Annotated in this window: 14 protein-coding genes; 8 read left to right on the forward strand and 6 right to left on the reverse strand. The window is 39.7% G+C overall.

Annotated elements, in window-relative coordinates:
- Positions 1-14 precede the first annotated feature (14 nt).
- The 8 genes from DFQ12_RS22515 to DFQ12_RS22550 all read left to right on the forward strand — a co-directional run bounded on the left by DFQ12_RS22515 (position 15) and on the right by DFQ12_RS22550 (position 6,105).
- The gene (locus DFQ12_RS22515; protein ID WP_120261317.1) at positions 15-428 is read left to right on the forward strand and encodes a 6-pyruvoyl trahydropterin synthase family protein; all 414 of its coding nucleotides are present in this window, start codon (positions 15-17) and stop codon (positions 426-428) included.
- A 28-nt stretch (positions 429-456) separates the two neighbouring features.
- A complete protein-coding gene (gene folE, locus DFQ12_RS22520; RefSeq protein WP_104384782.1) occupies positions 457-1,086 on the forward strand; it encodes a GTP cyclohydrolase I FolE in 630 nt (209 codons plus the stop codon).
- A gap of 241 nt (positions 1,087-1,327) precedes the next feature.
- Entirely contained in the window at positions 1,328-1,963 is a 636-nt protein-coding gene (locus DFQ12_RS22525) for an O-methyltransferase (protein WP_120261367.1), read from the forward strand.
- Positions 1,964-1,985: 22 nt separating this feature from the next.
- Entirely contained in the window at positions 1,986-2,507 is a 522-nt protein-coding gene (locus DFQ12_RS22530; protein ID WP_120261318.1) for a glucosaminidase domain-containing protein, read from the forward strand.
- 15 nt (positions 2,508-2,522) lie between these two features.
- Complete coding sequence (locus tag DFQ12_RS22535) at positions 2,523-3,356, forward strand: glucosaminidase domain-containing protein (protein ID WP_120261319.1); 834 nt, start codon at positions 2,523-2,525, stop codon at positions 3,354-3,356.
- 61 nt (positions 3,357-3,417) lie between these two features.
- Positions 3,418-4,179, forward strand: a complete 762-nt coding sequence (locus DFQ12_RS22540; protein ID WP_120261320.1) for a hypothetical protein — start codon at positions 3,418-3,420, stop codon at positions 4,177-4,179.
- Positions 4,180-4,201: 22 nt separating this feature from the next.
- Positions 4,202-5,239 carry a DUF3078 domain-containing protein gene (locus DFQ12_RS22545; protein WP_120261321.1) on the forward strand — a complete coding sequence of 346 codons (1,038 nt, stop codon included), beginning with the start codon at positions 4,202-4,204 and terminating at the stop codon, positions 5,237-5,239.
- Positions 5,239-6,105: an N-acetylmuramoyl-L-alanine amidase gene (locus DFQ12_RS22550; RefSeq protein WP_120261322.1), complete on the forward strand. Its 867-nt coding sequence runs from the start codon at positions 5,239-5,241 to the stop codon at positions 6,103-6,105. Before DFQ12_RS22545 ends, DFQ12_RS22550 begins: the two co-directional genes overlap by 1 nt.
- Before the next feature lie 203 nt (positions 6,106-6,308).
- Here the strand turns inward: DFQ12_RS22550 and DFQ12_RS22555 are convergent, their stop codons facing one another.
- The 6 genes from DFQ12_RS22555 to DFQ12_RS22580 form a co-directional block, all read right to left on the reverse strand.
- The gene (locus DFQ12_RS22555) at positions 6,309-8,024 is read right to left on the reverse strand and encodes a sodium:solute symporter family protein (RefSeq protein WP_120261323.1); all 1,716 of its coding nucleotides are present in this window, start codon (positions 8,022-8,024) and stop codon (positions 6,309-6,311) included.
- Between the two features lie 97 nt (positions 8,025-8,121).
- Positions 8,122-8,331: a hypothetical protein gene (locus DFQ12_RS22560; RefSeq protein WP_104384789.1), complete on the reverse strand. Its 210-nt coding sequence runs from the start codon at positions 8,329-8,331 to the stop codon at positions 8,122-8,124.
- A gap of 9 nt (positions 8,332-8,340) precedes the next feature.
- Positions 8,341-10,794: a PIG-L family deacetylase gene (locus DFQ12_RS22565; RefSeq protein ID WP_120261324.1), complete on the reverse strand. Its 2,454-nt coding sequence runs from the start codon at positions 10,792-10,794 to the stop codon at positions 8,341-8,343.
- Between the two features lie 392 nt (positions 10,795-11,186).
- Positions 11,187-11,441, reverse strand: coding sequence for a DUF6952 family protein (locus tag DFQ12_RS22570; protein ID WP_077436919.1), 255 nt, complete (start codon positions 11,439-11,441; stop codon positions 11,187-11,189).
- Positions 11,422-11,736 carry a thioredoxin family protein gene (locus DFQ12_RS22575; RefSeq protein WP_120261325.1) on the reverse strand — a complete coding sequence of 105 codons (315 nt, stop codon included), beginning with the start codon at positions 11,734-11,736 and terminating at the stop codon, positions 11,422-11,424. Before DFQ12_RS22575 ends, DFQ12_RS22570 begins: the two co-directional genes overlap by 20 nt.
- Positions 11,737-11,821: 85 nt before the next feature.
- Positions 11,822-12,454 (reverse strand): peroxiredoxin, encoded by a 633-nt coding sequence (locus tag DFQ12_RS22580; RefSeq protein WP_120261326.1) that lies wholly within the window; start codon positions 12,452-12,454, stop codon positions 11,822-11,824.
- Positions 12,455-12,740: the final 286 nt, after the last annotated feature.

Genomic DNA, 12,740 nt, shown 5'->3' on the forward strand with positions numbered 1-12,740 from the left:
ATCTTTGTATTATTATGATATTTATAACTCGTCGTGAACGTTTTTGTGCAGCACATAAGCTGTATCGTGAAGATTGGAGCAATGAACAAAACGAACAAGTGTTTGGACTCTGTTCTAATCCAAATTGGCATGGGCACAATTATGACCTTTTTGTCACAGTCAAGGGGGAGGTAAATCCCGAAACTGGTTTTTTGATTGATTTAAAGATCATGAAGGAAATTATCAATCGCAGCATCATTGATAAAGTGGATCATCGTAATTTCAACCTGGATGTTGATTTTATGAAGGGTGTCATGGCTTCTACAGAAAATATTGCTATTGAAATATTCAAGATCCTGAAACCACTGTTTGAAGAACAAAGAGTGGCACTACATAGTGTTCGTTTGCACGAAACCGAAAATAACTACGTCGAATATTTTGGCGATTAATCTTTAATACATTTAAATAGTAGAAACTATGAGTCAACACTCATTTGACAACGAAGAGTTGGATGGATATATTAAGATCGACAAATACAATACTGAAAAAGTAGATCGCATCGCTTCTCATTATACAGATATATTGGAATGCTTGGGAGAGGATCCTAAGCGTGAAGGTCTGGTAAAGACTCCTGAGCGTGTCGCTAAAGCCTTGCAGTTTTTGACACATGGATATGATATCGATGCTGCTGAAGTGCTGAGAGGTGCCATGTTTGAGGAAGATTATAGCCAGATGGTGGTCGTAAAGGATATCGAAGTATACTCTTTGTGTGAGCATCACATGTTACCATTTTTTGGAAAGGCACATATCGCTTATATTCCAAACGGACATATTGTAGGTTTGAGTAAAATTCCTCGTGTTGTAGATATCTTTGCACGCCGTCTGCAAGTACAAGAGCGTCTGACCAACGAAATCAGAGACTGTATCCAGGAAACACTAGGCGCACGTGGAGTTGCTGTTGTAATGGAGTGCAAACACATGTGTATGGCCATGCGTGGTGTACAAAAGCAGAATTCTGTTACAACAACCTCGGCATTTACTGGAGCATTTCAAAATGATGTGACACGATCAGAATTTTTACGTTTGATCACAGCGGATCTTGCTTAATATTTTTATCGATAAATAATAAAAATAAGCCCTCGAAAAGCACGTCTTCTCGAGGGCTTATTTTTTGATGAAATTTGGAAATAAATACAAAAATCAAAAAAAGAGGATATTGCGTTTTTGGGCTTTTAAGGCAAGTCACTAAAAAATTCCTTTACAAACCGATAATTATATCGATCTGTTTTTCAGTTGTTTATAAAAAAATATTTTTATCATAAAAATGTTTTTTGGTACCTTTGTGGTTATGGAAATTGTTGCCGACGATTTGGAGTCCTATTTGGAACATACTACAGACGATGAAAATTCGTTACTGAAAAGGGTAAATCGGGAGACATATTTGAAGGAAACAATGCCCCATATGTTATCTGGTCATTACCAGGGAAGAGTTCTTTCTTTATTGAGTAAATTGGTTGCTCCAAAACGTATTTTGGAGATCGGAACTTTTACGGGATATGCAACATTATGTCTCGCAGAGGGTCTTCAGCAAGATGGGGTTTTACATACCATTGATATCAATGAAGAGCAACAGGAAAGAGTCCAAGGTTATTTTGATACGTCTGAATTCGCAGATAAAATCAGATATCATATTGGCGATGCAGCGGAGATTATACCCACATTGAATGAAACATTTGATCTGGTATTTATTGACGCTGATAAAAAGAGAAATTTATATTATTTCGAAACGATAATAAATCAAGTTCCGTCTGGGGGACTTATTTTGATTGACAATGTCTTATGGAAAGGTAAGGTGTTAGATTCAAAACCAGACAACCAAACAAAGCAGATCATTGATTTGAATGCACGTTTAGCTCAGGACAAGCGCGTAGAAAAGGTAATATTACCGATTCGAGACGGACTTTTTGCATTGCGCAAGAAGTAATTTGAGAACTAAAACATTCTTCATGAATTTAAAACAATTAAAAAGCTTTGTACTGGTACTGGCTTTGGCAACTTTTGGAATTTCAAAAGTTTCAGCTCAAAGTGCGGCATATGTCGATAAGTACAGTCCAATAGCAAAAGAAATGATGGAGGAACACGGAGTTCCAGCATCGGTTATCTTAGCCATCGCTATGCATGAAAGCGGAAATGGTGGTAGCAGGATAGCAAAGAATTTGAATAACCATTTTGGTGTCAAAGGAAAGAACAGAAGTACCGTTATTCGGTCAGCTTACAAAGGTTATAGGTCTGTATTAGACTCATATGATGACTTTGTAGGAATAGTAAAAAGAAAGAAGACTACTCAAAGCCTTTTTGAAAAACATCCAGGAGAAAAATATGAAGCTTGGGTAAAGGCGATAGCTCGTTCGGGATACTCTACGAGTAGAGACTGGACAGCGAAAGTACTTAAAACGATCAAACTATATCATCTTGATATGTTTGATAACGATTCCAAGCAAAATAAATTCTCGTCAACAAAAAAATAAGCACGACATTATTGCATGAAGAAGTTTTTTTATGGCATGATTGTATTCATGATGTTGATTACATCATGTTCAAGCCGGAGAGGCACCTTATCGTCCTCTAAGTCCGGATCCAATTCAAAAACTTCTTCATCTTCTTCCGTAGGCCGACCCACCATTGCTGGAAATGACTACATTGCTCAATATAAAGATATAGCAATTGCAGAAATGAACAAATATGGTATTCCGGCCAGCATTAAGCTCGCTCAGGCTCTGTTGGAGTCTGGCAACGGCAATAGCTACCTCGCACGTGAAGCAAATAATCATTTTGGTATTAAGTGCGGCGGCGTATGGAAAGGTAAATCCGTGACCCGTCCCGACGACAATATTAATGATTGCTTTCGTGTATATGACAATCCTCAACAATCGTTTAGGGATCACTCCGAGTTTCTGCTACGCCCCCGTTATTCGGCATTGTTTAAGTTGGATAAGGATGATTACAAGGGCTGGGCTAAGGGACTGAAGGCTGCAGGATATGCAACCAACCCCCGCTATCCGGATCTATTGATAGAAATGATAGAACGATATCATCTTGATCAATATGACCGAAGAGAGACTCCTAAGGAGAAAGTCGTGCGTGAAGAGGTTGTAAAAGAAGAAATCGTCCAGAATGTTCAGGAGACCCCTCCTGCTACTGTGAAGACTGAGGAGATCAAAAGCCCTTTAGCGATGCGTATTCACGAGGTGAAAGCGCAGGAAACGCTTTATTCGCTTAGTAAGCTCTATAATGTCTCTGTCGAACAGATCAAATCATTAAATGGCCTTACAGATGAAGCATTGTCCCTAGGACAGCTATTGGTTATATCTAAATAGTTACGCTTTAAAAGATGTTAAATATTTCAGTTTTGTATGGCGATATAGTAGTTTTACGAAAGTGAAACTAATACGCTATATTTTTCTGTTTGTAGCCATACTAGGCATTACCCCCCTACTTTTTTGTCAAGAAAAGAAAGTTGAAGGGATCGTATTTGACAAAAAAACCAAGCAACGTATCGGAAATGTGAAACTTGCCAATCTAAGGACGGGAGAGGTATTCTATAATAATATTAAAGGTGAATTTGACTTTTCTGCCCGGATAGGTGATCAGATTGTTGCAATGAGCAAGGAATATTTTTCAGATACCCTTGCTGTTGACAATAAGGGATTATTATTGTTTCATTTAATCCGGGAGTCGATCTATATTGATGAGGTGCAGGTATCAGCACGAAAGAACCCTGAGGAAATTCTGAGAAAAGCCAAAGAAGATTATGAGAAAGCCTACCGGTTGGCCGGATATGGTGATGTATTTTCGGTGGGGCCTACTGGGGCGGGACTGAGCATCAACTCTATTTATAGCTTGTTTAGTAAGGAGGCTAAAAGAGCGCGTAGACTGACTAAAACCATAGAAAACGATTATAAGGAAAATGTAATTGATTATAAATTTACGAAGGAACTTATTAGTAAGGTCACGGGGCTCAATTTTGAAGAGGCCGAGCGATTTAGGAGAATATTTAGACCCTCCTATTTTTTCATTCTGGCGGCAAGCGATTACGAAGTAACAAATTACATCAAAGATTGCTATTCCCGTTATCGAATAAACCCTTCTCAATATTTTATTGATCCTTTTCCAACAATTAATTATAAATTAGTACCGTAAACAAAAAATAGACGTTTTCAGAATGAAGTTATTCAATTTTGTCGGCATGGCTTTGCTTTGCCTTTCTTTTACAAGCATAAAGGCGCAGGATCTGAAAGATCTTAGAGCAAAACCAGATACCGTAATTTCTGTCCAAAAAGAGCAACCTTTAAATATCAAAACCATTCGTCCAGTGGTACCCAAGCTCAATCTTGAGGTTGATTACTGGAAGCATTGGACCAAATTTGGGATCAATCTAAACCAGGCATCCTTTAACGATAATTGGAAAGGTGGCGGTGTTGGATCTATTGCTGTTGGTCTCAATGCCAATCACAAATCGGACTATACCCGTGACAATTTTAATTTCGTGACTGAAGTTGACCTCCGGTACGGTAAGATCAAGAATACGAATAATATCGCTAAAAAGAATAATGACCGTATATTTTGGGATAACAAGTTGTCTTATAAATTGTCGGCAAACTGGGCCCTGTTTACATCAGTAACCTTCGAGTCACAGTTTGATGCGGGCTATAAGTATAAAACCGTGAATGGCAAGGACACGATCGATTATATTGAAAATGCATTTATGGCGCCCGCCTATCTAACAGAATCATTCGGTCTTGAGTATAAGCCGAGCAATGAGTTTTCGTTGCGTTTTGGTACGGGTACTGCACGGCAGACGTTTATTTTGGATGAGCGTGTAAAACCTCGTTCCGGAGAGGCTTTTTATGAGAAGTATGGTTATTACAGAGATCCTGCAAACCCTACGGTGGGAACAGGGGAACGATTTGGTGTAAAAGAAAACCGCTCTTTTGCCAATGCGCTCGCATTCCAGCTTACGGGTAACTTGGATAAGAACTTTACGGATAAACTGAATGTGAAAGCACGTTATAATCTGTTTGCTGATTACGAGAAAATTTCAGATCCAACCCATCGTCTTGATGTCACAATAACAGCGAAAGTAACCCGGGTAATCAACGTCAATCTAAACGGGATTATGATCTATGATCCGGATGTTATTTCAAGAGTTCAATTGAGCCAGTCATTGGCTATGGGAATAGTTTATAGTTTACCAAAATAATGTTTAGACCAGTGTCAATTGGGATCATACTTGCTGTTTTTATGTCTTTGGCTGGCTGTAAGTCCAAGGGACAAGCTGCTGTGGCCAAGCCATTGGTGGCGTCTTTTGCCCCTGCGGTTGTACTGGAGGAAAAAGTTGTCGCCAAACCCGACACCAATCTATTGACACCCCAGGAGAGAAAGGTCATCTTCTTACAAAAGACAGGGACTCACCCTTACTGGCGCCAAGCAGAAGCCATTCATTATGATGTTCGCAAGCCAAATTTTGTGATTATCCACCATACAGCACAAGATAGTGTTGGTCAGACGATAAAAACGTTTCAGATCCCACGCACCAAGGTCAGTTCACATTATGTGATTGGTCGAAATGGTGAGATTATTCAGATGTTGAATGATTATGTACGATCGTGGCATGCCGGTGTGGCTAAGTGGGGATCCATTGTGGACATGAACTCTTGTTCTATTGGGATTGAATTGGACAATAATGGTAGAGAACCTTTCCCAGATGCTCAGATCAATTCGTTGATGACCGTTTTAGATACATTAAAATCACGATACCTGATACCTGACAATAATTTTATTGGTCATGCAGACATCGCTCCGGCACGAAAGAATGATCCTAGCGTTTTCTTCCCCTGGAAGAAGCTTGCGAGCAGAGGATTTGGTATCTGGTATGATGAGGGCCAACTGGTTGCTCCTCCTGACAGTTTTAATGCCATTGACGCGCTTAAAATCATCGGGTATGATACATCCAACCTAAAGGCAGCTATCGTTGCATTTAAGCGTAAATTTATTGTACGGGATACAACACCCGAGCTGACCATATATGATAAGAGCGTACTTTACAATATTTACAAGAAATACTAATAAGCTGTCAAAATACGAATTTTGATAGATGATGCTAGATAAGATATTGGCATCTCAGTCTATAAAAATGAAAAGTCCGGGTTCGCTATGAATCCGGACTTTTTTAATATTGGCGGGGATTAAGAAGACCTCTGCTAATTAAGTACAACCTCGTAATCAGGTATCTTATTTGCGAGCAAGTCACTTAATTTTTCCAAGTTGTTCTATTGCGTATTGCTTGTATTTGGTATAGCCGAATTATTTCTGAGCGAAAGCTGTATAAAATATGCAATTATCATGACGGCCAGACAGCCAATGAGATTCAGCCAGAGAAAAGGAATTTTGTCTAGGTACCAGATGCCAACGACAAAGATTTCAGAGAGGATCGCGGCGATGAAAACAGCCTTTCCCTGAATTTTTTTCATATAGAAAGCAACGATAAATATGCCTAGGATTGTGCCATAGAATAAGGACCCCAAGATATTCACTGCCTCTAAAAGATTGCCCAGCTTGTTGGCATATAGTGCAATAACCACGGTGAAAATACCCCAAATTAAGGTAAATATACGAGACCAGAGGAGATCCTGCTTTTCGGTTGCGTTGCGGTTTATAAAACGTTTGTAGATATCTATGGTTGTCGTTGAAGCCAGTGAGTTTATGGCACTAGCGGTGGAGCCCATAGATGCCAGAAAAATAACAGCGATCAGCAAACCGATCAGACCTTTCGGAAAAGCTTTAGTTATAAACGAAAGGAAAACATAGTTATTGTCGTTTGTCTCAGCTGCAGGATTGTTTTTCTTGATAAGTGTCAGTGTGCTGTCTTTTACTTGTTGCATTTGGGCATTCAGTTGATGCAATGCTGTTCGGGAGGACTCGATGTTCTCCTGATCATCCTGATCCAGTGCCGTACCGAGACCATTGACGAGAGATTCACGTTGTTTGAATAGCTCGGTGTGTTTTTGTTCAAGCTCTTGGTAGGAAGCCGCATATGGACTTTCTTTCAACTTCTGGACTTCGACCTGGTTAAAGAAGATCGGTGGCTGGTGGTATTGATAATAGGTAAATACCAGGATACCGATCAGCAGGATGGCAAATTGCATCGGGATCTTTAGAAGTCCGTTCATAATTAGCCCCATTCTGCTTTCCTTTATGGAAGATCCGGTGAGATAACGGCCTACCTGGCTCTGGTCTGTACCAAAATAAGAAAGCTGGAGGAAAAACCCTCCGATCAGCCCAGTCCACAACGTATAATTGTTATTCAGGTCAAATGTGAAGTCCAGGGCATTGGTTTTGCCCGATTTGCCGGCGATATGCAGTGCTTTCGAAAGACCGATGTCCGCCGGAAGAAGATGGATGACAAGCATGCCCGCAATAAGCAGGGAACCAAATATTATGCTCATCTGGAGCAATTGTGTATGTGATACCGCTTTTGTACCACCATAGGTGGTGTAGATAACCACAAAACTCCCAATGACCAGAGTTGTTAAAGTCAGATCAATATGGAGAATCGTTGAGATGATGAGCGCTGGTGCAAAAATGGTAATACCAGTGGAAATACCCCGTTGGATTAAAAAAAGCAGTGCTGTAAGCCCGCGGGTCTTAACATCGAAACGTTTCTCAAGAAATTCGTAGGCAGTGAAAACTTTAAGTCTGTGAAATATTGGGATAAAGGTAATACAGAGTACAATCATGGCCAATGGGAGACCGAAATAAAACTGTACAAAACTCATTCCTGAGGAGTATGCTAATCCGGGAGCAGACAAAAAAGTAATGGCACTCGCCTGAGTGGCCATTACCGAAAGCCCGACATGGTACCAAGGCAAAGAACGATTGCCCAAAAGATAACCATCAATATTTTTGATCCCTCGACTTTTATAGATGCCGTAGGCGACAATCGACAAAAGTGTTAGTAATAGAACGGCCCAATCTGCTGTACTCATGAATAATGTTTCGTAAAAAAGTACAGAAAAAGGATAAATATAAATAGCCAGATAACGACCATCCAATAGTAGCGTTTCCAGCTATTCATCCTGTATTTTATCTGTCTGAAGGCTTTTGAGGATAGATAACACTGTTAAAAAACGCAGCGATAATCAATCCAATAACCGCACCGCCAATGATGCTTAAAAATGTCTCATTTGCAGTGAAGCCAATTAATGCACCAAATACTACAGCGACCAAAAGGATGATCCCTTTTGCTTTGCCAGCATCTATCGTTGTGCAGTTGTTGTCAATCTGATTTTCCATTGTGATATTTTATTTTGATTTTGATAACAAATTTACAAATAATCTGTAAGCTCCAGGAATTCCAGCAGGTAATTGTCTAAAAAAAGATAGCGATGTATAGACAAATTTTCCTTTCCCGTAGTCCGTAATCAATAACGATCCCTTATGCAAAGGCTCACCAGGGTCCTGTATGGCGATTGGTGTACGGTATCTCTTGTCGATATTTTCAGCGAAATACAATCCCCTCTCCTGTACCCAATTGTCAAAGTCTGCTTTTGTAATTTTATTGGGATAATTGAAAACCGGATCTTTTTCATCAAAATGAACATCGGCAAGTTCATCGGTAACCCGACTCCTTCCAAGACTAAAAGCATAGGGGCCAAAATTTTTCGAAACTAAGCCATTGCTTACGTTGTATTGCTCGAGCACGGTTCCGCCGTTATTCACATAATCCAATAGTCTATTTTGAATCTGTGCGATATCTTTATTGACATTAAAGATCCTTACGCCCAAGATGACCGCATCATAGCCTGAGAGATCACTTTTTAATAGCTGTTCGCCTGTTAACACATCCACTTTGATGCCAATTGCACTGAGCGATTCCGGAATCAGATCTCCTGCGCCATGGATATAGGCTACTTTTTTAACTTCATTGTTTAGATTGATATTGCTCATTTTTATAGCAACATCAGGGAAATATACAATCTCCGGAATATGGTTATAAGCTATTGTTTTTATCTCTTTTAGTCTATCCTTTTGATTGACTTGAAAAAGCAGTGTATCAATGGACGAAACAGTGGCATCTAAGGGGCTTATAGTGATCTCTTTGGAGAGAGTGCTGACATCAGAGGCAAACTGGAGGTCAAATGAAGCGGGAGATATTTCCCAGCCTTTTGCTCCAATAGTCTTTACATTAAATGATTGTGCCGGATCCTGTCCATTTTTTTGGAACAACAGGTTTACTTTGACAGATTGGGCATTTTGAGTCAAAGCCAATGGGCTGGAACTCCTTGCTGTAAGCTGTGGAAGAACAGCTATTGGATTATAGATTTCGCCACGAACGGGGTCGGTATATTTATATTGTATATTCTGGTCAAATGCAATTGCAGTGCCATTGATCAATAATTCAAAGCGTACTTTTGGATTATTGGGGTTTTCGGGATAACCGGTGAGATTGAAGTCACTGACATTAAATTTTCCTTTGGCGTGAGGTTCATTTAGCCAATAAGGCTGTGTTGAATTTGTAGCACTAATGGTGGTAGCATCTTTTAAAAGAAGGTTGTTGACAAGGTTTTTATGGATCTCTTTGCCATTTAGCTTTGCCAATTGTACGGTAACATCCGGACGTCTTGCAATAATGGCGTTGTCGACATTGATCTGATCACCTACCGCATAATCTGGATTTTTTGCGATACTTTCAAACCAAATTCCAGCACAGGCTAAGATTAATTTTTCTACCTCTTTTTTCTTCTCATTTTTCCAGTACGTATCATTGATCTGATCCAGGGCTTTATAGAGCTGGATCAGATCGGGCAAAGCCGATTCAGGCTTGTCCATTTGATAGGTCTGATTGACTTTTGCGATCAGTGACTGTACTGTTCCGCTATTTGGGACTCTTTTCCAGGAAGTATCTATTCCTTCCAGTGGAGAAGCTTTTGCGGGAGTACCGTCGACATATTCAAAATACTCGATGGATGAACCACGTTGAGCGGCAGATCCGAAGCCTTGGCTTTTGTGGGAAGAACGGCTATGCGCAGCAATTTCACCATAGGAAGCACCTATCAGCGCATTATAGTTTCCGATATCCACCTTTAGCTGATCTTCGCTTGTGTTGTCCTGTCCCCCGAAATTAAATGTATTCCAAAGGAGACGTTTCGCCTGCCAGGGTTGTACATATTGAAGCTGCTCTGGAAACTGTTTGGGATCGGCTGCGGCTTTGAAAGCTTCGTGTGCCAACATCGCTGAGGCCTGGTGGTGACCATGTCCGCCCCTGGCATCGGGGGGAAACCTTGTTATGATGACATCAGGTCTGAATTTGCGGATCAACCATACTGCCTCGGCGAGCACCCGTTGTTTGTCCCAAAAGGCAAACGTTTCTTCGGGCGTTTTGGAAAACCCAAAATCATAGGCTGAGGAAAAAAATTGTTCCCCTTTGTCGATCTTTCGTGCGGCAAGAAGTTCCTGCGTACGGATCAGTCCCAGTTCGATGCCTTGTTCGGTACCGATAAGATTTTGTCCCCCGTCTCCACGGGTCAGGGATAAGTAACCCGTTCTATATTTTTTCTCCTGGGCGAGCCAAGCGATCAGACGGGTATTTTCGTCGTCCGGATGTGCTGCAAAGTACAGGACAGAGCCTAAAACATTCAGTTTTTCTAGGTTAAGCTTAATCTCGGCGGCATTCCACTGCGGATTTTGTGCTTGTACAGTCGATTTTGACAGCATACTAGCCAATAGAATAATGACAGAAAGAAAGGGTTTTCGCATGTTTAAAGATAAAGATTTCATCCAAAACCGCATCGTTGTACATTGTAATTTTAATGTATATTATTCGCCATAAAGTAGGTGAAACCCCGCGAAAATAAAGGAGTTAGCTTAAAATTCAGCTGAAAACAAAAAACGGAAATTCCAACCAAGTTGAAATTTCCGTTTAACAATTAAAATATTTTTTCCTGAAACGAATTTTTAGAGAATAGTTATTTTGTCGCTTCGCTCCAAGTGGCAACCTTTAACATAGTAAATATATGTAGAAAATATTTAGTTCTGTCAGATTCCTTCAATTAGTTTTCCACATTGCTAAATTTTGTCAACAATTTAGCTTTTGGGCAACTAAAAATATGAAAAGAAAGTTTCACTTCAGGGTGTTTAATCAAGCAAAATTATTTGTCAATTGCTCCTAAAACACGTTTCATGAACATATTTAAGGCATCTTTTTTCGAATTACCTTCTTTTATCAATTTATCAACCTCTACTGCTCCGTATAGGTTAGAAATTAATTCACCGATCACGTCGAGTTCCTCATCTTTCAATGGAGCTTCAGTAAGCGCTTCCAATGTCTCGATGGTCTCCAATACATAGTCGACATCATTCTGTTCGATGAATTCTGTAAGATGTTTAATTACCGGCAGCTTCATTGAATAATTCTACTAATACGTCCAACTTATTTGTTTGTACTTGATTCACCAATTTACCGTTTTTAAATGCAGCAAATGTAGGCAGGTTATTGACGTTCGCCAATTTGCGTGATTCAGGGAATTTTTCTGCATCAGCGATGATAAAAGGAACACGCTCATTTTCGCCAGACAATTTCTTGAATTTTGGTTTCATGATTTTGCAATTACCACACCAGGTAGCAGCATACTGAACCATCACAATATCGTTATTGTTTACAATTTCTTGTAAATTATCGTTTTCTAATTCTTGTAACATGATTTTATTATTAAGGTGATTGATGGAGAAATCAACAGGAGCCGGGATAAAGGCCCCTGTTGATAAGACCTAGGGTCTTTTATTGTTAGTGTTTAGCTAAATAGTCAGCTACACCTTTTCTGTCTGCATTCATTGCATCTTTACCTTCTTCCCAGTTTGCAGGACATACTTCGCCAAATTTTTGTACGTGAGCGTAAGCGTCGATCAAACGTAAATATTCTTTTACGTTACGGCCCAAAGGCATATCGTTTACAGACTCGTGGAATACACGGCCAGTTTCGTCGATCAAATAAGTAGCTCTGTAAGTAACAGCAGATCCTTGTGCTAATGTACCATACTCAGGATGCTCAACTTCTTGAACGTCTAAGATACCTAATACACTAGATAAGTTGCGGTTAGTATCAGCTAAAATAGGATATTCAACACCTTCGATACCGCCATTATCTTTTGCAGTGTTTAACCAAGCAAAGTGAACTTCGTTTGTGTCGCAAGAAGCACCGATTAAGATTGTGTTGCGTTTTTCAAATTCAGCAGCAGCCTCTTGGAAAGCATGTAATTCTGTAGGACATACAAAAGTGAAATCTTTTGGATACCAGAATAAAATTACTTTTTTACCTTCTTTAACTGCTTTTTCGAAAATGTTGATCTGCAAATTGTCGCCTAAATAATCGATTGCATCTACCGTAATGCTTGGAAAACTTTTACCTGTGAAACTCATAATATATCTTTCTTTTTTTGTTGGCACAAAGATAAGGCAACTCCGATCAAAAAGCGAATTGATTTTACCAATACACTATCGTCAAAATCTATTATGACTAGAATATAACAATAAGTTTTTATTATATTAATATGTGGTTGATGATGTGTTTATACGGGATCTGGGATGTTTCGAAAAAATAAAGCAATTCATACTGGGGTAGTTACAGATTAATGCATCAAAATAGTTGCACAAGTGCTATGCAAAACCTACTTTTGCGACGTTCTATTTCAAAATAGCGCAATGC

Source organism: Sphingobacterium detergens (assembly GCF_003610355.1).
Taxonomy (GTDB): domain Bacteria; phylum Bacteroidota; class Bacteroidia; order Sphingobacteriales; family Sphingobacteriaceae; genus Sphingobacterium; species Sphingobacterium detergens.